We start from the raw sequence: 19,433 nt of genomic DNA on the forward strand, positions 1-19,433 counted from the left end.
ATACAAAATGGGTCCAGGTCAGCGCGGGTGAAGTTGTCAGTTTCCGGACATTCATGACCGGAGAGTTGTTTGATTTGCTCTCCGGGCAATCGGTTCTGCGGCACTCGATGTGCGAAGGTTGGGATGACGACGCCTTTGTTGACGCCGTTGCAGAGACACTGTCTAAGCCCGAACAACTGGCAGCACGCTTATTCGGTCTACGCGCCGCAGACTTGTTGCAAGGACAGGACAAAGGCACCGCGCGCGCGCAGCTTTCGGGGTTGCTGATCGGTGCCGAGCTGGCTGCCACCCGGCCCTATTGGCTGGGACAGCAACTGGCTGTCATTGGTGCTGAAGGTGTGTCGCAGATCTATGCAACTGCGCTGAAGCAACAAGGCGCGTTTGTCGAAACTGAAAACGCCACTTTGGCGACACTGGCAGGGCTTGCTCTTGCCAAAGACAAGGTGAATTCATGAGCCGACCCATCATCGCAATTCTACGTGGGCTGAACCCGACAGAGGCTGAAGCTGTTGGGCGCGTCATTCTTGACGCGGGGATTGACCGTATCGAAGTGCCGCTCAACTCACCCCATCCGCTTAGAAGCATTGGAGTTTTGGCCGATGCGTTTGGCGATCAAGCCTTGATCGGCGCTGGCACTGTGTTGTCCGTCGATCAGGTCGAAGCTGTTTCCGCTGCCGGGGGCAAACTGATCGTATCGCCAAACTACGATGCTGACGTCATTGGGCGCTCGGTCGCGCTGGGGATGCAAAGCTGGCCGGGTGTCTACACCCCGACCGAAGCATTCGGGGCCCTTAAGGCCGGAGCCACAGGATTGAAGCTGTTTCCCGGAGTGATGGCAGGCCCTGCCGGATTGGCCGCATTACGCCCGGTTTTGCCTGACGGTGCGCTGGTCTTTGCCGTAGGTGGTGCGGGACCTGAGAATTTCGATCAGTGGATCAAGGCCGGTGCGGATGGGTTCGGGATCGGATCGGCGCTGTACAAACCTGGGATGGACGTGACCGAGATCGCTGATCGCGCCCACCAGATCGTTGCCGCCTATGACAAGGCGGCGGGATGAGCACTGTTTTCGATGATCGCCCCTGTGAACTGGGCGAAGGCCCTTTGTGGCACCCCGAACGGCAACAATTGTTTTGGTTCGACATCATCGGCAAACGTATGATGACCCGTGACGAACAAGGGCCACATAGCTGGGCATTTGACGAACATGTCTCGGCCGCAGGATGGGTGGACCGCGACACGCTGCTTCTGGCATCAGAAACGGGGCTTTGGCGTTTTGATCTGAACACTGCCGACCAAACCCTGATCACGCCATTAGAGCCAGACAACCCTATTACGCGCTCAAATGACGGGCGGGCCGATCCATGGGGCGGATTCTGGATCGGAACTATGGGGAAGGAAGCCGAACCCGGGGCTGGATCGATCTATCGGTTCTGGAAAGGCGAGCTGAGACGTCTGGTAGCTGATGTGACAATCTCGAACGCGATCTGTTTTGCTCCGGATCGGTCGGTTGCCTATTTTTGCGACACTGTGACCGGCCAGGTTCGGCGTTGGAAGTTGGATGCAGAAACAGGGTGGCCTGAAGCGGATCATTCGGTCTTTCTGGACCTTCGGGATGAGGGCCTGAACCCGGACGGAGCTGTGGTTGATGCCGCTGGCAACATCTGGATTGCCCAATGGGGTGCCAGCCGGGTTGCTTGTTACACTTCGGATGGACAATTCCTGCGTGCCGTTTCTTTCGACGCAGCGCACACATCCTGCCCGGCCTTTGGCGGCAGTGATCTGAGCACGCTATTCTGCACCACGGCACGTCAGGGTTTGAGCCCCGATGTAATCAAAGCACAACCAAACAACGGAATGACCTTTGCTGCGCCACAAGTCGGGCGGGGTCAGGCTGAACACAGGGTCATATTATGAAGCCGGAACTTGGCGTTTGCTACTATCCCGAACACTGGCCCGAGGCGATGTGGGCGGAGGATGCCGCACGTATGATCACGACCGGCCTGACCTGGGTTCGGATCGGCGAGTTTGCATGGAGCCGCATGGAACCACAGCCGGGTAATCTGCAATTCGATTGGCTGGACCGCGCGATCGAAACGCTTGGTTCCGCCGGATTGAAGGTCGTGCTGGGCACACCAACGGCAACGCCGCCCCGTTGGATGATCGACAAACACCCCGACATGCTTGCCGTGGATAAAAAGGGGCATCCCCGCAAGTTTGGGTCGCGACGGCATTATTGCTTTAGCCATCAAGGTTATATCGAGGAATGCTCACGCATTGCCCGCATCATGGGAGAGCGGTATGGCCGCAATCCGCATGTGGCCGCATGGCAGATCGACAACGAATATGGGTGTCACGAAACGACGGTCAGCTACAGTGCCCCTGCTCTGCACGCTTTCCGACACTGGCTTGCGGAACAATACGGATCCATCGAGGCGCTCAACACCGCATGGGGCAACGTGTTCTGGTCGATGGAATACGCCAGCTTCGATCAGGTCGACCTGCCCAATCAAACCGTGACCGAGCCAAACCCGGCACACGTTTTGGCGTTCCGGCGGTTCAGCTCGGATCAGGTTGTGGCGTTCAACAAGGCTCAGGTTGACGTCTTGCGGCAACTAACAGACGTCCCGCTACTGCACAATTACATGGGCCGCGTTCTCGACTTCGATCATTTTGATGTCGGTGCAGATCTGGATATTGCCACTTGGGACAGCTACCCAATTGGGTTTTTGTCGGATCGGCTGGAAGATGACGATGCGCATAAGATTGCCTTTCTGCAACAAGGCGACCCGGATATGCAGGCGTTTCATCACGACCTGTACCGGGCCGTTGGGCGTGGGCGTTGGTGGGTGATGGAACAGCAACCCGGCCCTGTGAATTGGGCGCCGTTCAACCCAGCCCCTTTGCCGGGAATGGTGCGTCTTTGGTCGTTGGAAGCTGTTGCTCATGGCGCTGAAGTGGTGAGCTATTTCCGCTGGCGACAAGCTCCCTTCGCGCAAGAGCAGATGCACGCAGGTTTGCTGACGCCAAACAACCGTCCAGCACCTGCGTTGACCGAAGCACGTCAGACCGCAGATGCGCTGTCAGAATTGGGTCAGGTGCGGCAAGAGCAAGCCAAGGCGGCTATTTTGTTCGATTACGCGTCGGACTGGGCGTGGGCCACTCAGCCGCAGGGGACCGGGTTTGATTACTTTCGATTAGTCTTTTCGGCCTATCGCGCGTTGCGCCGCGCGGGGATGTCGGTGGATTTCGTATCTACTCATGACATCTCAGGACAATACGATCTGATCCTTGCGCCGGGTCTGGCGACACTTGATCAGGATTTTGAGAGCCGCCTGCAATCGGCATGTAAACTCGCCATCCTTGGCCCCCGAAGTGGTGCCATAACGCGCGATTTCCAAATTCCTGATACCGGCCGCCCGGGATTGAGTGCGTTGGACTGTGACGTGGATCTGGTCGAAACACTCCCCCCATCGGTCGAGCGGCCCGTTCAAGGGGGTGGCGCAGCCCTGCATTGGGTTGATCGACTGTCAGGTTCAGCCACCGACTTACTGAATTTCGAAGATGGGGCTGCCGCGCTCAAGGGGGAAAGCGGGGTTTGGTATCTGGCGGGGTTTCCGGATGAACAGCTTTGGGATCGGGTCATTGCGATGGCAGCAAAGCAAACAGGGCTGAGCGTGCAAGCCATGCCACAAGGCCTACGGATGCGTGAGACAGCTGATCATGTGTTCCTTATCAACTACAACGCAAGCCCGGTGATCTGGAAGGGGCAAACTGTTCAAGGCTGCGATGTCGCCATCCTGAAACGCAATCCGCCCGGACAGGGCTGATCCTGATCCGGGCGGATGCCTTGGCTATCAACCTGCGATGCTAGTCGTTTTGCAGGCTGTTGGGGTCGAAGACGTTTCCAAACCCGCTGTTGTTCGATGGGGCCGGGTCAGCCTCGGACGAACCATCGTCGCTTTCGCTGTCGTCTCCGCCCAGAGAGTTGGGGGCAAACACGTTTCCAAAGCCACTGTTGTTTGACGGCTTGGGCGTGGATTGCGCCCCACCCTGTTCAGCTTCTTCGGCTTCGCGCTGCTTACGACGTTCTTCACGCTGCTTGCGCAGTTCCTGAATGCGCTGTTCAGCCTCCAGCTGTTTCTGCTCGCGCACGTCGGCAATACACTGACCAGGGTCGTAGGCAGTTGCCGTACCGACGACCGTAATCGTTGCAATCGCAAAAACAACCACCAGAACCGCGGCCATGTTACCGGCAAAGAAACTTGGCAGTTTGATTTTACCGGCCAGTTCCTCAACCGTTGCCTTCTTGCGCGCTGCGGCAACCAGTTCCTGACGCTTCAGCTTGGCTTCATTCAGCAAAGCGAAGAAGACCGTCAGCGCCACGATGATAAAGGCCAACGCGGAAATCGCAGGCGTGATGCCATAGCGAACCTTTTGAGCCAACTCGATCGTCAGGGTCGGGTACTCACCAAACGTGAAGGTCGTGGTGTTATAGTTCTCGAACGAGGCGAGGAACGCCAGCACCGCCGCCGAGGCAATCGCCGGGCGCATGAACGGCAGCAGAATCTTGCGGAAAGCCTGTGCGTGGCTGGCCCCAAGGTCCAATGCCGCTTCGGTCAGGGCAACATCGTAGCGCTGCAACCGCGCCACTAACACCAGCATGCAATAGCTTGCGATAAAGGTGGACTGGCCGATCACCGTCAGGAAGATGCCGTTCGACAGGAAGCTATCCGCACCCAGCCCCAGCATCCGATTGATCCGGTCCCAGAACACCAGCGTCGAGATACCCAGAACCACGCCGGGAATCAGGATTGGTGCAATAATGATCGTGTAGTAGGTCGCGCGCAGCTTGGGCCAGATCTGCGTCAGCATCAACGCGCCCGCCAGTCCCATTGCTACCGACAGGATCACTGTTCCCAGGCCAACAATCACCGAGTTCTTTATGCCGTTTAGGATACGTTGGTCCTGAAACAACTCACCAAACCACTGGAAGGTCAGGCATTCCCATGGGCTCATCCTTGGGAAACCGGATGAGTTGAACGCGGTGATCGACATGATCACAAGCGGTCCCAGCAGATACAGGAAGAAGATTGCCAGATAAGCCCAGATGCTTATGCGGAGGAAGGAATTGTTCATTTCCCGATATCCCCCATGTTCACCTTGAACAGGCGCATGACTGCCAGCACGAACAGGATACAAGTCACCAACAGAACGATGGCGTAGGCAGCACCCTGCGGCCAGTCATTGTTGTCGTTGAACTGCTGATATATCAGCTGCGTGAACCACAGCGACGACGGTCCGCCCAGAATCTGAGGCGCGGCCAGTGCACCGGCACTGAGCATGAATACCATGGTACAGCCCGAACTGATCCCCGGCTTCGCATAAGGGATGACGACGCGCCAGTGAATCCGCCACCACGGCGCGCCCAGATCACGGGCAGCCTCGATCTGGTTTTTATCGAGACTTTCTATGACGTTATACATCGGGAAGACCATCAGAAGGATATAGGCGTAACCCAGACCGGCATAGAGCGCGATGTCGTTTCGGATAAAATCAAACGGCGTATCCCAGATACCCAACCCCATGAACAGCGTATTCAACACCCCGGTTTCACCAAAGATAATGCGCAGAGCAAAGGCGCGCAGGATCTCGTTAATCCAGTAGGGAATGATCAGCATGATCGCAAAAATGCGGATATGGCTGCCTTTCGACTGCCCCAGATAATAGGCAATCGGATAACAGATAATCAGGTTGAAGATCGTCACACAAACCGCTGCAACAAGCGTGCGGAAGAACACCCTCAGATCGACTGTGTTGTAGTCCTGACTGCCACCTTCCGGGCCATAGATCAGGTACTTATAGTTCTCCAGCGTATACACGTCCTTGGGGCCGCCGATCTCGGGCGGTGGAAGGTTGGGACGGAACGAAAAGTCCAGCATCGACAGCTGCGGCAGGATAATCAGGCCGATGGTCCAGAACAGGACCAGACCCAAGATCGCCAACCCCATGCCAGTGCCATTGCGATTGAAGAATTCTTTTAGAAACTGGGGCATTAATCCGTCCCCTTATTCCGCAGCCAGCTCACCCGCGGGCACGATGACGGCGTTCTGCGTCTCATACTCCAGCGTGATGTTCTGACCAGTGTGATCTTCGAAAGACTGACCGTGGTTCGGGATCGAGACTTTGATCTCTTTCCCGCCTTCGCCTTCGGTAAAGATGTTAAAGACGTTGCCCTCGAACTCTTCATGGTTGACCCGCGCGGTGACGAAATGGTCGCCAGACGCGCCATCGGGGGCGATGGCAAAAGCCTCGGGGCGCACGAACATCATTGCGTCGTCGCCTTCTTTCATCTTGCCCTGATTGGCTGTTGAAATGCGCGCCACCAGTTCACCAGATCGGTTGGTTGCAATCAGCGCTTCATTTCCCATGACTTGTTTAATTTTGCCACGGAACACGTTGTTTTCACCAACAAAAGAGGCCGCAAATGCGGTGTTCGGATCGTTGTAGATGGTTTTGCCATCCGCAATCTGATCGATCACGCCTGCACGCATGACCGCGATGTTGTCTGACATCGTCAGCGCCTCACCCTGATCGTGGGTGATATAGATGAAGGTGATACCCACGCGCTGCTGGATTTCGCGCAGCTCGGTCCGCATGTGCTGACGCAGTTTCAGGTCCAGTGCCGACAGAGGTTCATCCAGAAGCAACACATCAGGCTCAGCGCAGAGCGCACGGGCAATGGCCACGCGCTGACGTTGTCCGCCGGACAGTTCGCTGGGCAGTTTATCGCCCTGTCCCGGCAGCGCGATCATGTCCAAAAGCTCATCGGCCCGCTTGCGACGTTCGGCTGCACTGGCTCCTTTAATTTCCATCGAGAAGGTAATGTTTTCCCACACTTTCATCAGCGGGAACAACGCCAGGTTCTGGAAGATCAACGCTGTGGGTCGCTTGTTTGGGCCAATGCCGCGCATGTCATTGCCACCGATCAGTACCTTGCCTTCACTAGGCTCCAGAAAACCTGAAACGGCGCGCAGGATCGTCGTTTTGCCACAGCCCGATGGGCCGAGAAACGAGAAGAAATCGCCCCCGTTGATGTTCACATTCGCGTCCCGTACGGCGACGAAGTCACCGAAACGGATCCACAGGTTTTCCAGATCGACGCCGACCCCTGCACTCATGTTAGGTATCTCCCTGAGGTGCGCACTGTCCTCGCACCGCATTGCTTTCCGTCACGCCGGGACGGCGCGCAGATTGTAGCCCCCCGCGTTTTGGCGGAGGGCAATTTTTCTAAGCGGTTATGCGCTTTTGAATTTGTTGACGAACTCGGTCCGTGTTTCAGCATACCAAGGTGCTTCGGCCGGCCACGGGTTGAGGTTGGCAAGCGAGTCGCCCGGGTAGGCTTCGGCAAAGTTCTTCTTGTAGGTGTCGCCCGAATACTGATCAGCACCCAGCACTGGCGAGTTGTAGCCGTGGCTGTCGATGGCCACACCAGCAGGCTTGGCCTGATAGGCGAAGTCAATGAACGCGTAGATCTGATCGATATTCGCAGCACCTGTTGGAATCGACATACCGTCGACCCAAGCCATCGCACCTTCGACAGGCGCTTGGTAGTGCACGGGCTCACCGGCGGACTTCAGCGCCAGTGGCGGGCCGTCCCATGTTTGGCCAACGATCACACCTTCGTTCAGCAGACCGTTCTTCTGCGTATCGGCGTCGTTCCAGATCAGCTTGATGCGATCTTTGCGCGCGATACACCAGTCGGTGATCTGACCCCAGACCTTGCGCATGGTGTCTTCGTCACCATACGCCGCCCAGACCGAACCCGGCTCCATTTCGCCAGAACGCTCCATGAACAGACCAGCACCCAGCATCATCGAATGCGCGCGACCCATGGTCTTGCCTGCGTTCTCTTCCGACCAGACATCGCCATAAGACGGCGCATCACCTTCCGGCAGCCACAAGTCGGTGCGGTATGCGATGCCTTCAGTACCCCAGATGTGCGGCAGCCAGTGCGCGCCTGATCCGCCGAAGTTCCAAGCGTCAGTACCGATCTTGGCCATGGCCGGGTTTACCAGATCAATCGGAACCTTGTTCATGTCAAAGGGTTGCAGCAGCTCCAAAGGTTCCCACTGTAACGAGCGGTTGTTGGTGGGCGAGACAATGTCAAAGCCCTGGCCCTTGGTGGCCTTCATCTTGTTGATGATTTCTTCGTTCGAACCGATGCCGGTGTAGTTGACTTTGATGCCGGTCAGGGTTTGAAACTCTTCGATGAAACTGGGCGGAAGATAGTCCGACCACATCAGAATGTTAATCTCACCTGACGACGCCAGCGCGCTCTTGCTGTAAAGCGGGGCCGCCAAAGCAGCTGCGCCCGCGCCTTTAAGCACCAAGCGTCTGGAAAGAGTCGATTTATCAGCCATAAGAATTCTCCCATTGATGGACTGTATTGTTTTTATTTTTTGTTTATAGGACTTTCCGTGTCAGTTCGGCAGTCCAAAAGTGACAGTTTTGAGAAATCTTAAGTCCAGTTCCTAACAAGAACACGTCTAAATTGATTTTTTGGCCGACACATCCTCTTGCCAAACCGTCATATCCCCAACGCCTACTGGGTCAGTGCCCATCAAAAATGTGCGATGCCCTCCGACGGGCAAGTGTTTCGGACTGTCACCAAAGTTGAACGCGAAATGCAAATCACCACGTCGGGTAATACGAATGTTGGGATCGCATTCCAAACTGCTTACACCAGCCCATTCTATTGCCTGCTTCAAAATGGACAAAAGCAACCTGTCACATGGCACCATGGCCAAATAGATCGCCCGGTCTGATCGAACGATTGCGGGGCTTCCGTCGCAATAGGCGCTGTCAAAGCGCGCAAGAACGTGTTCCTTTGTCTCGATAATCTCGCGCCATCCACAGAAAGCAAACTTTTGACCGTCGGCCAGTTGTACGGCCTCCTGCGCCAAATGGGGAAGCGACTCGACGCGGGTCACACGAACTCCGGTCAGCGCGGCCAAAGCGCCGGGTGCCAGGTTTTCGGGGGTATGCATGCAAGGCGTTTTGCTTCCGGACCGCGCCCCAATTACCAGTTTCGCACCCGCATCTGAAAGTTTGGCGGCTAAGTCCACGCCAACAATCATGCTCTGCGGCAGAAGGATGAGTGCATAGCCATCCAAATCATCTTCCGGCCCGAGGAAATCGACGTCTACGCCAAGTTGACGCAAGCCCGCATACCACTCTCGAAAAATATGTGTATTCGGATAGTCATCATCATGTGGCAGGATGTCTGCAGCCCAGATCGAGCTGTAATCCAGCAGTATCGCGACTTGGGCTTTGCACCGCTCCACGGGGGGCAGCGCGTTGCGATCCTTCACGATCTGAGCCAATTCTGTTGCGGCTTGATCCGGGCTGTTATCTGAACGTAGCAAGGCGGTATGGTATTGTTCCTGCGCGAATTTTGCTTGCCGCCAGCGAAAGAACATAACCGCTTGTGCCCCATGCGCATAAGCCGCCCAAGTCCAAAGCCGAACCATACCCTCAGCCGGAGCAGGATTCTTAGCGGCCCAGTCTACCGGCCCTGGCTGCTGTTCCAGAACCCACATCCGGCCACGTCCCTGACTGCGATACAGATCGCAGTGAAAACCCTGATAATCGGGTGCGCCTGTTCTGAGGTAACGTCGCTTTTCGTCATCGGACAAGGTCGAACCCATCAGGTTCCCCAACGGATAGCTGTCGAATCCGACAACGTCCAAATCGGCGGCGACGGCATGGTGATCGAACTCGAAGCTGCCGGCCATGAAGTTATGCGTGATGTCTCGGCCCGGAGCATATTTCCGCAGAACGTCGACTTGCGCTTTGTTGAACAGACGTACCCTGTCGGAAGAATAACGCATGAAGTCCAACGCTTGCGTTGGATTCGGTGCAGCGACCAAGCCGATTGGCAGCTCGATTTGCTCAAACGCCGAATAAAGCGATCCCCAAAACACCGTTCCCCATGTCTGATTCAACGCGTCGATTGTGCCGTATCGCTGTTCCAGCCATCGCCGAAATCCGATGCGTGCCGCTTCTGAATAGCTGAGCACCGTGTCATGGTCGTTGTATTCATTGTCGATCTGCCAGGCGTGGACATGAGGGTTTGTTCCATACCTGCGGGCGTATTCGGTTGCGATCCGATTTGCTTCGGACAAATAGATCTCACTGGAAAAGCAATAGTGCCTGCGCGCGCCGTATCCCCTGACCCGACCGTCCGGCCCCACTGGCAGAATTTCAGGGTGCTCATCGATCATCCACTTTGGCGGAGCCGCCGTGGGGGTCGACATCATGACCTTCAGACCGGCGTCTCCTAAAATTTCGATCACCTCGTCCAGCCAATCCCAACGGAATTGCCCGCGTGCGGGTTCGATCAGACCCCAGGTGAATTCGGCGATCCGCACCCAATCCAGCCCCATTTCGACCATGCGCCGGGCATCGTCGCGCCATTGGGACCGGTCCCATTGCTCGGGGTAATAGCAAACCCCCAGTTCAAGCTTGCTCATCTGTCGTCCTTTGCGGTGCGCCGCTCGATCCACTTTAAGAAGCTGGCGCATCCTAATGTAATCACGACATAAAGAATGGCTGCTGTGTTAAACGGAGCAAATGGCAGGAAACTGGCGGCCTGAAACTCTCGCATTCTCTGGGTCATGTCCCGGACCGACAGGATCGACAGCAGAGAGGTGTCCTTGATCATCGCAATGAATTCGTTACCCAAAGGCGGTGTAACAATCCGCAATGCCTGCGGCAGGACAATCAGCCGTGCAGTTTGCCACCGGGATAGTCCCAAAGAACTGCCTGCTTCCAACTGCCCTTTGGGGATTGCCTCGATTCCGGATCGGAAGATCTCGGCCATATAGGCGGAATAGCCCACCGAGATGGCGATGATGCCGCGCGTCATGTTGGTCATGTCTATACCACCGCCGGTGGCGTCCTTTACCGCGCCAGCCAGTGGCAGACCTATGTAAAGAATAATCACCAGCATCGGGATGCCCCGGATTGTGTCCACAAAGAACTCGGCCCCGACAGCAAGCGGGTGCAATTTATGCTGCGCACCGCCTATGGTCAGCGTTAAAAGCAGAAAGCCAAAAACTGCAAAAGCCAGCGCCGGATTGCGAAATTTGTCTGGCAAAAAGCTGGTTTGCCAGAGTACCGGGTAGCCCTGAGTGTGCGCCTCAACCGGGACAAATGCCCCCGAGACGCTGTCAACAGTTTCGATTTGCTCAAGCGCCGCCGCTGCGTCTGTTGCGCTGCGAATGCGATAGTTTTGTTCTCCGCCGCCCTCGAATTCGCCGAAACGGATGATGTCGGCCTGCGCTTGAGGGGTGCCGCGCACAATGGCAATGCGGGCGTCCGTACTGCCAACAAGGACATAGTTCACCTGTGGCTGCATGAAGAAGAAGGTCGAGACGCCCAAAAGACCCAAGCTTATCGCACCATAGACCATCGTTGTGCGCGCTTTGGGTTTGAATGATTGCAGCCCAACCCAGATAAGCCCAAGGAGAGCGGCGAAGATGTACGCAAAGATCGCCGCGCGGAACGTGATCGCAACACCGGTGGCGAATTGCCAATGTGCCATGAACATCAGGTAGAACAAAGAGGCCCCGGTCAGAACCTCAAACCCAATTTGCACGTAACTGCGCAATGGGTCGACCAGACGGCCCGACACAGAGCAGAGCGCCACAACAACTGCGTAAATCGCCAGCAAAATCTGTAAGCCGGTCTGGACCTGAGCCACCACTTCCGGGAATAGCTCCCAGGTCTGGCTGGATCGGTCAATCAAAGTTGAAGTGTTTTCGTTAAGTGCATGAAAAAACACTGACTCGGCAAAGGGCAAAAGAATCTCAGGCGCAACAAAGGCAAGTATTGAAAGCCCGACCGCAGCCGGAAATGCCGCTATTGCCGCGGCTCGCAACCAGGCTGGCGCGTGCAACTGGAAACGAGAGTGGCGGGCGCAGAGGTAACCCAGGATCGCCGTTGTCAGGATCAGCAGAAACCCGACAAAGATCGGCCCCGCATTGTTGCCGATCCCCAGGATGGCGACCAGTGATCGCAAATATTTGGATGAGGTGGCAAACAGGTAAATAATGAACGGCGCGGCAGCGAGCAACACAAGATTGCTCGGGCGGATTGAGCTCAGGCGCGACATGGGGTTCTCCGCTAAGTCAAAGCCCCGGCGAAAAACTCCGCCGGGGCTGTAGGGTGTTCAGTGGATCAGTTTGTGCCCCAGTATTTGGCCATCAGCTTGTCCAGGGTGCCGTCTTCTTTGATCGCGGCCAGACCTGTGTTGATTGCATCAACGGTTGGGTCGCCTTCCTGAAATACGATACCCAGCGGATCGGATTGCAGACCGGTTATCCCGACGGTCAGTTCGCCGGCAAACTCCTGCTCGTATGCGGATGCAGAGGTGCCGTCGATGATCACACCCTGCACATCTGCATTTTGCAGCGCCAGAATGGCGGCAGAGAAGTTGTCATACAGGCTGACATTCTCACGGCCCACCAGTTCTTCGGCCAGTTGCGCATTGGTCGTTCCGGTTTGTGCGGCAAGCTTCTGGCCACCCGCCTTGAAATCTTCCAGCGTCATGTCCGCATTGTCGACCTGAAGCAGGATCGCCTGACTGACGACGATGTATGGCTCGGAGAAATCCATTGTTTCTTCACGCTCGGGCGTGATTGAGACGCCCGAGATCACCAGATCGAACTCGCCTTGCTGAAGAGCTGCAAAGATGCCATCCCATGCTGTGTTGACGAAGTTTGGAACGCAGTTCACGCGCTCGCAAATGGCGTTCATGACGTCAACGTCAAAGCCCACAATCTCACCGGTTGTTTCATCCACGGTCTCCATCGGCGGATAAGTCGCGTCAGTCCCGATCTTGAGCACGCGACCTTCCAGATCAGCGGCAAACGCTACAGGTGCCGTCATCGCGGCAAGCGTCGCCGCGGCAATTAAGTGTTTGAACATGTTTGGTCTCTCCTTTGTTGGTCTAAGTTACTTGCGCATTTTGTGACGCAGGCGTGTCAGGTTGCCGCTCGATCAATCTGGCCCTGATCTTTTTTTGAATCTCTGGCGGGTCGGCTCCGTCCAAGGCTTTCAGCATGAACTCTCCTAAAAGGCGGCTCGTTTCACCAATAGGCAGGTAATAGGTGCTGGGCGGGGGCACAAAGTACTGGCTGAGTTTGAGGTCATCGTTTGAAATGACCACAACGTCCTGCCCTACCTTCACTCCTGTTTTGGCTGCAGCTGACAAGGCACCAAGGGTCATCGCCTCGTTGGCGCAAATCATGGCGCTTGGGGGGCTCGGCAATTGCATAAGCGCAGCAAACGCAATTTGGCCTGTTTCTGCCGTCGTCGGGCCAGTTTCTATGAGTGTCGGGTCGAAACCCACCCCTCCCTCGGACAAAGCATCTGCATACCCCTTGAGGCGTTGCTGCGCATAGATCAGATCATCAGGTGGGTTGATCAATGCGATCCGACGATGACCGAGGTGGATCAGTCGCGCGGTCGCATCGAAGGCAGCCGCCTGACTGTCGAGGTCCACATAGGCATGCGGCCGGGTACTGTCGCTCATACCGTATGTGACGAAGGGGAATCCCTTGGCCTGCAAGTACGCGATACGTGGGTCATCCACACGGGTGCCCGAGAAGATCACGCCATCGGCCAAACCCTCTTGCACAATCGAGCGCAAGGTCTCCAGTTCAGTGTCGCTTTCGCTTATGCTGAAAACACTGAGTTGATAGCGCGATCCCTGAACCGCGCCAGATATTCCGGCCAAAATACGGGTAAATTCTACGCCTTCCCATTCCTCGGCAGACTCTTCCGACACGCTCACCAAAACCGCGATCCGATAGGATTTGTTGGTGCGCAGCTTGAGCCCATCAAGGTTGACGCGATAGCCTAAGGCGGCGGCGGCCTTTTGAACCTCCTCCCGCGTCTCTTGTTTCACTGACGGGGCATCCCGCAATGCGTTCGAGACCGTGCCAACGGAATAGCCTGTCTTCTTGGCAATGGATTTGATCGTCGCCCGCGCCATCAGGTGGCCCCGATCAGCTGTTTGGTCAGGAACATCCGCCCTGTGTTCAGCGTGCGTTTGTGATCTGAACTTTCGTCATGTTCTACAAACAAATCGGTACAATTACTTTCCGCGAGGGCGTTTAACGTGGCCCCCCAGTCCACGATGCCCTCCCCCAGATTACGCCAACGTTCGTCGCCTGACCCACCGTCCGGATCGATGTCTTTTGCATGGACCGACAGGATTCGATCCGCGTGGAGTGTGATTGTTGCAGCGGGGTCCAGACCCGCAGCCTCCAGCCAGCCGATATCCGGCTGCCAATAGACGTTCCCTTTAGCAAGTATTAGATCCAGAGGCGTTTCACCGGGGTTTCCCACCAGATCAAAATCGTGGTTGTGATAGGCCAGACGGATGCCGTGGTCGCCCAATTGGTCCGCCCATTCAGACAACTGGCCCGACACTGCCATCCATCCCCGGGCAGTGTCGGGCCGCACCTGGGGCGCCAGCCAAGGCATGACGGCCACCTGGCAGTCCAGAAGCCCCATGACTTCGACAATCTCATCGAAGCGTGTTTCGAACTCTTCCCAATCGAAATGCGCTGACCGCACAACAAGGCCCGATTGACGAATGATGCGCGCCATTTGCTTCGGGCGTAGTTCATGCAGCCCGGTGGTTTCGATATCACTAAAGCCGCAAGCCGCAATCAGACGCAGCTGATCTGTCAGATCACCGCACTGCCGTACCGTATAGAGCTGCGCTGAAACCCTCATTTTCCACCATTGAAACGTTTCAATTATGGTGGATTAGGAGACGCGACGTTGTCAAGCGTCGCGTTGAACTGCCAGTGCCGTCACTTTCGCATCGATACACCGTTATGAAACAAATGCACTTTTTCAGGGGCCGCAGTGACGGAAACGGTCTGTCCGCGCATATTCCTATGAACACCGGGCAGTTTGGCAATTGGCGCGTCAGAATCTGTGGTTTTCTCGAAATACAACAACGTGACCTCGCCCAAAGCTTCGGTGAAATCGACCTTCCCTGTCAGGATCGCGGTGCTGTCTGTCGTCACGAAATCTTCGGGGCGCACCCCGATATTGACCTGTTTGCCCTGATCGCCGTCTTCTGTCGGGATCGCGGAAACGGCGGTACCGCCCGAAGCAAGCTCCACAGTCGTTGTCGTCCCCGTCCCGGTGATCGTTCCGGGCAGAAGGTTCATAGACGGTGAGCCGATGAACTGGGCCACAAACTCGTTGTCGGGCGTTTCGTATAGCTCAAGTGGCGTACCAACCTGCGCGATACCTTTGTTGGCCAATACCACAATCCGACTGGCCAGCGTCATGGCCTCGACCTGATCGTGGGTCACGTAGATCATGGTGCTGTCAGGCATAGCCTCTTTCAGGCGCGCGATTTCGATCCGTGTGGCCACCCGAAGGGCCGCATCGAGATTTGAGAGCGGTTCGTCGAACAGGTAAACTTTTGGATCGCGCACAATCGCACGCCCGATGGCAACGCGCTGTCGCTGACCGCCGGACAGTGCTTTGGGCAGACGATCAAGAAAGGGTTCGAGCTGAAGGATTTGGGCTGCACGTTCGACTGCTGCATCAATTTCGGCTGCAGGCATCTTGGCGATTTTCAAAGCAAAAGCCATGTTCTCACGCACGGTCATATGGGGATACAGGGCGTAGCTTTGAAACACCATCGCAATCCCACGTTGCGCGGGCGGGACATCGTTCATGACCTGCCCTTCGATTTCCAATGTGCCGCCGGTAATCTTTTCCAACCCGGCAATCATCCGCAGCAAAGTGGATTTGCCGCAACCGGAAGGACCAACAAAAACGATCAATTCGCCCTGCTCAATGTCGAGGTTTATGTTTTTTAAGACATCTACCGGGCCATAAGATTTGGCGACATCTGTAAGGTTGAGTTCAGACATGCCTTACCCCTTCTTCCGATGCATCAGGCAGAATTGTGAAGCCGCCAAAGTGATTGAACTTCCGCCTTCAATGCCACCCAATTCCAGACCGATAGTCTGCCAATCACCGTCCGGCACCTTCACTTCTGCGCTGTCTAATCCGAGGTTGAACGCACAGAAAACTTGCTGGTAACTATCCTCACGCAGGAAAGTCAGAACCGGGCCTATTTCGTTCATCTCGGACAGACGTCCAGATGACAAAGCCGGGTGCGCATGACGCAACGCGATGGCGCGACGATAATGGTTCAGCATCGACTGCGGGTCCGCCTCAGCCCGGTCCACCGCTTGCTCCGCCTGGTGGGCGCTGACTGGCAACCACGGGTCCGCTGTGCTGAACCCTGATTGTTCGTCCTGTGATTGCCAAACCATCGGCGTGCGGCACCCGTCGCGGCCCTTGAATTCCGGCCAAAACTCGATGCCATAGGGGTCCTGCAGCTTTTCAAATGGCACATCTGCTTCGTGCAGACCCAATTCTTCGCCCTGATACAGACAAGCCGAACCGCGCAGGCACATCATGAGAACCGCGTGCTGCCGGGCTGCGGCGTCATCTAAATTCCAGCGTGAGGCGTGGCGTTGCACGTCATGGTTCGAAAATGCCCAACAGGGCCATGCATCACCTGCCTTAGCCTGCAACTGATCAAAGACATGCTTGGTGTAGCTGGCTGTCAGCGCGCGTTTCTCGAGGAACTCAAACGCATAGCACATGTGCATCCGCTTATCGCCCGAGGTGTATTCGCCCATGATTTCGAGCCCGCGCTGTGCATCGCCGACCTCGCCAAGACACGCGCGTCCTACGTATTCGTCTGTCAGCGCGCGCAGCCGTTCAAGGAATGCGATATTTTCGGGTTGGCTTTTCGAGAACAGATGGTCCTGGTGGTTGTACGGATTGACCGCAGGTGCGATCGAGGCATTGCGCTGGTCTAGCGGTAAGGCCGGGTTATCGCGCAGGTTCTTGTCGTGGAAGTAAAAGTTGATGGTGTCCAACCGGAAGCCATCGACCCCCAGATCCAGCCAGAACCGCGCGACGTCGAGCAAGGCATCTTGCACTTCAGTGCAATGGAAATTCAGATCCGGCTGCGATGTCAGGAAATTGTGCAGATAGTATTGCAGGCGACGAGAGTCCCATTGCCAGGCTGAACCGCCAAAGATCGAAAGCCAGTTGTTCGGTGGTGTGCCATCCGGTTTGGGGTCCGCCCACACATACCAGTCGGATTTCGGGTTTTCACGGCTGCTACGGCTTTCGCTGAACCAAGGGTGCTGGTCCGACGTGTGCGACAGAACCAGATCGATCATGATCTTCAACCCTTTGGCATGGGCCTGATCCAGAAGTTCTTTAAAATCATCCAGCGATCCGAACATTGGATCGACATCACGATAATCGCTGACATCGTAGCCGAAATCCTTCATCGGCGACTTGAAAAATGGTGAGATCCAGATCGCATCGACTCCCAGCGATGCGATATAGTCCAGCCGCGTGGTGATGCCCTTCAGATCACCGATCCCGTCCCCGTTGCTGTCCTGAAAACTGCGTGGGTAGATCTGGTAAATCACCCCTCCGCGCCACCAATCCGAAGACAGTTTCGTTGCTTTGCTGTGTTCAAGGTTGTTCTGCACGTTCATCAGACGCCTCTATTTTACAGATCCGGCCAACAGGCCACGGACCAGGTATTTTTGCATTGCGAAGAAAACGACCAGCGGCACAAAGATCGAGACAAAGGCGGCGGTCGCAAGAATTTCCCAGTTGCCACCTCGCGTGCCCAATAGCTCGACGATGCGGTTGGTCATCACGGTTGTCTGGCCGGTCGCATCGATCAGGAAGACCTTCGCGACCAGAAGGTCGTTCCATGTCCAAAGGAACTGGAAGATCGCGAAAGACGCCAGCGCAGGGAAACTGAGTGGCAGGATCAGTTTGGTAAAGATCTGGAACTCGGTGGCGCCGTCGACGCGGGCATTTTCGATCAGGTCACGCGGAAGCCCCGCCATGTAATTGCGCAGCAGGTAGATCGCCAGCGGCATCCCGAACCCGGTGTGCGCCAGCCAGACACCTAAGTAGCCTTTGCCGATTCCGATATTGAGGTGAAATTTCAGCAAGGGGATCAGGGCCAGTTGAAGCGGAACCACCAACAGTCCAACAACCGCTGCGATCAACAACGCGCGGCCGGGAAAATCCATCCAGGCCAACGCATATGCTGCAAAGGCGGCAACCAAAATCGGGATGATCGTTGCCGGAATGGTCACGGTTAGCGTATTGAAGAACGCCTTGGCCATGCTGTCCGTACTGCTTTGATCCAAAAGAACTTTCTGGTAGTTGTCCAAGGTAAATTCGGGCGGCAATTCGGCTGTGACAAAGATGCGCGCACCGCGGTTTCCAGAGAACTCTTCGGTGTTTTCCATCCTGTAATTACCATCAGCGTCCACAGTGATTGTGCCACCTCGGCGTAGTTCAGCCGTTTGGCCGGGCGCAAAGGCATCGACTTCGCGCGCACTGATGCCCCAGCTCGAAATCTTTGCCTGCTCGCCCGCGTCAAACAATTGGCCTTCAATCACGTATACGCCGTTTTCAAGCACTTGAGTTTCAGGCGCAGCGCTGCGCAGCGTCAGGTTCTGCTCGGACGGAAACAACGACCGCCACCAACCGCTGGATGAAATCTGATCGGCTGTCCGAAAGGACGAGACCAGCAGGCCCAACGTTGGAATGACCCAAAGCACTACAAGAAAGATGACCGAAAGGTGCACAACCCATCTGAGCGCCGGTTTGGTTCCTGCAATATCGCTCATGGTTTACTCCATCTCCTTGCGGGCATTGCGCACGTTCCAGACCAGGATCGGGGCAACCAGCAACATGATGACCATCGCCGAAGCCGACCCGACGCCCCAGTCATTGGCACGAAACAGCTTGTCGTACATGTAGTTGGCCAGCACCTGTGTTTCCCACTGGCCGTTAGTCATGGCAAAAACGATGTCAAAGACCTTGAGCACGGTGATTGTGATCGTCGTCCAAACAACAAGGATTGTGGTTTTGATCTGTGGCACTTTGATTTTGAAGAAGATCTGGAAAGGGTTTGCCCCGTCCAAAACGGCTGCTTCAATGGTTTCTTCAGGAATGCCCCGCAAAGCCGCGGATAGAATGACCATTGCGAAACCCGTCTGGATCCAGACCAAAACGATCATCAGGAAGAAGCTGTTCCAGAACGGAACCGTCAGCCAGGTTTGCGGCTCTGTTCCCCCGAAGAAGATATACAGCGCGTTCAGGATGCCAATCTGGTCCTGTTCTGCCGGGCGCGCATCATAGACCAGTTTCCAAATCACCGATGCACCCACAAAGGAAATCGCCATCGGCATGAAGATGAGGGACTTGGCGAAGTTACCCCAGCGGATGCGGTCGGTTAATTGCGCAACAAGCAGACCAAAGGCCGTGGACAT

Annotated in this window: 17 protein-coding genes; 4 read left to right on the forward strand and 13 right to left on the reverse strand. The window is 56.0% G+C overall.

The annotated features are described in order from the left end of the window. From AC2FNU_RS18205 to AC2FNU_RS18220, 4 genes are all read left to right on the forward strand, one after another. Positions 1–455: 2-dehydro-3-deoxygalactonokinase (locus AC2FNU_RS18205; protein WP_496791168.1), on the forward strand; the 455-nt coding region annotated here is incomplete at its 5' end. Then, positions 452–1,057 carry a 2-dehydro-3-deoxy-6-phosphogalactonate aldolase gene (locus AC2FNU_RS18210; RefSeq protein WP_496791169.1) on the forward strand — a complete coding sequence of 202 codons (606 nt, stop codon included), beginning with the start codon at positions 452–454 and terminating at the stop codon, positions 1,055–1,057. The genes AC2FNU_RS18205 and AC2FNU_RS18210, both read left to right, overlap by 4 nt. Further along, entirely contained in the window at positions 1,054–1,914 is an 861-nt protein-coding gene (locus AC2FNU_RS18215; protein ID WP_496791171.1) for an SMP-30/gluconolactonase/LRE family protein, read from the forward strand. Before AC2FNU_RS18210 ends, AC2FNU_RS18215 begins: the two co-directional genes overlap by 4 nt. Beyond that, entirely contained in the window at positions 1,911–3,827 is a 1,917-nt protein-coding gene (locus AC2FNU_RS18220) for a beta-galactosidase (protein WP_496791172.1), read from the forward strand. Before AC2FNU_RS18215 ends, AC2FNU_RS18220 begins: the two co-directional genes overlap by 4 nt. Positions 3,828–3,867: 40 nt before the next feature. On the opposite strand, the gene AC2FNU_RS18225 is transcribed toward AC2FNU_RS18220, so the two are convergent. The 13 genes from AC2FNU_RS18225 to AC2FNU_RS18285 form a co-directional block, all read right to left on the reverse strand. Continuing rightward, positions 3,868–5,136: an ABC transporter permease gene (locus AC2FNU_RS18225; RefSeq protein ID WP_496791174.1), complete on the reverse strand. Its 1,269-nt coding sequence runs from the start codon at positions 5,134–5,136 to the stop codon at positions 3,868–3,870. Then, on the reverse strand, positions 5,133–6,053 hold the full coding sequence (locus AC2FNU_RS18230; RefSeq protein WP_496791176.1) for an ABC transporter permease: 921 nt from the start codon (positions 6,051–6,053) through the stop codon (positions 5,133–5,135). The genes AC2FNU_RS18225 and AC2FNU_RS18230 overlap by 4 nt, the downstream gene beginning before the upstream one ends. 12 nt (positions 6,054–6,065) lie before the next feature. Beyond that, positions 6,066–7,178, reverse strand: a complete 1,113-nt coding sequence (locus AC2FNU_RS18235) for an ABC transporter ATP-binding protein (protein WP_480799159.1) — start codon at positions 7,176–7,178, stop codon at positions 6,066–6,068. A 117-nt stretch (positions 7,179–7,295) separates the two neighbouring features. Beyond that, a complete protein-coding gene (locus AC2FNU_RS18240) occupies positions 7,296–8,420 on the reverse strand; it encodes an extracellular solute-binding protein (protein ID WP_496791177.1) in 1,125 nt (374 codons plus the stop codon). A 126-nt stretch (positions 8,421–8,546) separates the two neighbouring features. After that, positions 8,547–10,532: a beta-galactosidase gene (locus AC2FNU_RS18245; RefSeq protein ID WP_496791179.1), complete on the reverse strand. Its 1,986-nt coding sequence runs from the start codon at positions 10,530–10,532 to the stop codon at positions 8,547–8,549. Next, a complete protein-coding gene (locus AC2FNU_RS18250) occupies positions 10,529–12,175 on the reverse strand; it encodes an amino acid ABC transporter permease (protein WP_496791180.1) in 1,647 nt (548 codons plus the stop codon). Before AC2FNU_RS18250 ends, AC2FNU_RS18245 begins: the two co-directional genes overlap by 4 nt. 65 nt (positions 12,176–12,240) lie before the next feature. Beyond that, positions 12,241–12,990 carry a basic amino acid ABC transporter substrate-binding protein gene (locus AC2FNU_RS18255; RefSeq protein ID WP_496791182.1) on the reverse strand — a complete coding sequence of 250 codons (750 nt, stop codon included), beginning with the start codon at positions 12,988–12,990 and terminating at the stop codon, positions 12,241–12,243. 22 nt (positions 12,991–13,012) lie between these two features. After that, positions 13,013–14,059 carry a LacI family transcriptional regulator gene (locus AC2FNU_RS18260; RefSeq protein ID WP_496791184.1) on the reverse strand — a complete coding sequence of 349 codons (1,047 nt, stop codon included), beginning with the start codon at positions 14,057–14,059 and terminating at the stop codon, positions 13,013–13,015. Further along, positions 14,059–14,808: a sugar phosphate isomerase/epimerase family protein gene (locus AC2FNU_RS18265; protein WP_496791185.1), complete on the reverse strand. Its 750-nt coding sequence runs from the start codon at positions 14,806–14,808 to the stop codon at positions 14,059–14,061. The genes AC2FNU_RS18260 and AC2FNU_RS18265 overlap by 1 nt, the downstream gene beginning before the upstream one ends. Before the next feature lie 80 nt (positions 14,809–14,888). Then, the gene (locus AC2FNU_RS18270) at positions 14,889–15,971 is read right to left on the reverse strand and encodes an ABC transporter ATP-binding protein (RefSeq protein ID WP_496791187.1); all 1,083 of its coding nucleotides are present in this window, start codon (positions 15,969–15,971) and stop codon (positions 14,889–14,891) included. A 3-nt stretch (positions 15,972–15,974) separates the two neighbouring features. Further along, a complete protein-coding gene (locus AC2FNU_RS18275; protein ID WP_496791188.1) occupies positions 15,975–17,630 on the reverse strand; it encodes an alpha-glucosidase in 1,656 nt (551 codons plus the stop codon). A gap of 9 nt (positions 17,631–17,639) precedes the next feature. Continuing rightward, the gene (locus AC2FNU_RS18280) at positions 17,640–18,788 is read right to left on the reverse strand and encodes a carbohydrate ABC transporter permease (protein ID WP_496791189.1); all 1,149 of its coding nucleotides are present in this window, start codon (positions 18,786–18,788) and stop codon (positions 17,640–17,642) included. A gap of 3 nt (positions 18,789–18,791) precedes the next feature. After that, positions 18,792–19,433, reverse strand: a 642-nt coding sequence (locus tag AC2FNU_RS18285; RefSeq protein WP_496791193.1) for a carbohydrate ABC transporter permease, incomplete at its 5' end; no start/stop codon positions are given.

Source organism: Ruegeria sp. BHSB064 (assembly GCF_059613205.1).

Excerpts from the sequence above, each read along its gene's own strand:
- AC2FNU_RS18210 (WP_496791169.1), top strand. The coding sequence starts at position 452 with ATGAGCCGACCCATCATCGCAATTCTACGTGGGCTGAACCCGACAGAG.
- AC2FNU_RS18245 (WP_496791179.1), bottom strand. The coding sequence starts at position 10,532 with ATGAGCAAGCTTGAACTGGGGGTTTGCTATTACCCCGAGCAATGGGAC.
- AC2FNU_RS18215 (WP_496791171.1), top strand. The coding sequence starts at position 1,054 with ATGAGCACTGTTTTCGATGATCGCCCCTGTGAACTGGGCGAAGGCCCT.
- AC2FNU_RS18220 (WP_496791172.1), top strand. The coding sequence starts at position 1,911 with ATGAAGCCGGAACTTGGCGTTTGCTACTATCCCGAACACTGGCCCGAG.
- AC2FNU_RS18270 (WP_496791187.1), bottom strand. The coding sequence starts at position 15,971 with ATGTCTGAACTCAACCTTACAGATGTCGCCAAATCTTATGGCCCGGTA.
- AC2FNU_RS18265 (WP_496791185.1), bottom strand. The coding sequence starts at position 14,808 with ATGAGGGTTTCAGCGCAGCTCTATACGGTACGGCAGTGCGGTGATCTG.
- AC2FNU_RS18235 (WP_480799159.1), bottom strand. The coding sequence starts at position 7,178 with ATGAGTGCAGGGGTCGGCGTCGATCTGGAAAACCTGTGGATCCGTTTC.
- AC2FNU_RS18225 (WP_496791174.1), bottom strand. The coding sequence starts at position 5,136 with ATGAACAATTCCTTCCTCCGCATAAGCATCTGGGCTTATCTGGCAATC.
- AC2FNU_RS18255 (WP_496791182.1), bottom strand. The coding sequence starts at position 12,990 with ATGTTCAAACACTTAATTGCCGCGGCGACGCTTGCCGCGATGACGGCA.
- AC2FNU_RS18275 (WP_496791188.1), bottom strand. The coding sequence starts at position 17,630 with ATGAACGTGCAGAACAACCTTGAACACAGCAAAGCAACGAAACTGTCT.
- AC2FNU_RS18260 (WP_496791184.1), bottom strand. The coding sequence starts at position 14,059 with ATGGCGCGGGCGACGATCAAATCCATTGCCAAGAAGACAGGCTATTCC.
- AC2FNU_RS18240 (WP_496791177.1), bottom strand. The coding sequence starts at position 8,420 with ATGGCTGATAAATCGACTCTTTCCAGACGCTTGGTGCTTAAAGGCGCG.
- AC2FNU_RS18280 (WP_496791189.1), bottom strand. The coding sequence starts at position 18,788 with ATGAGCGATATTGCAGGAACCAAACCGGCGCTCAGATGGGTTGTGCAC.
- AC2FNU_RS18250 (WP_496791180.1), bottom strand. The coding sequence starts at position 12,175 with ATGTCGCGCCTGAGCTCAATCCGCCCGAGCAATCTTGTGTTGCTCGCT.
- AC2FNU_RS18230 (WP_496791176.1), bottom strand. The coding sequence starts at position 6,053 with ATGCCCCAGTTTCTAAAAGAATTCTTCAATCGCAATGGCACTGGCATG.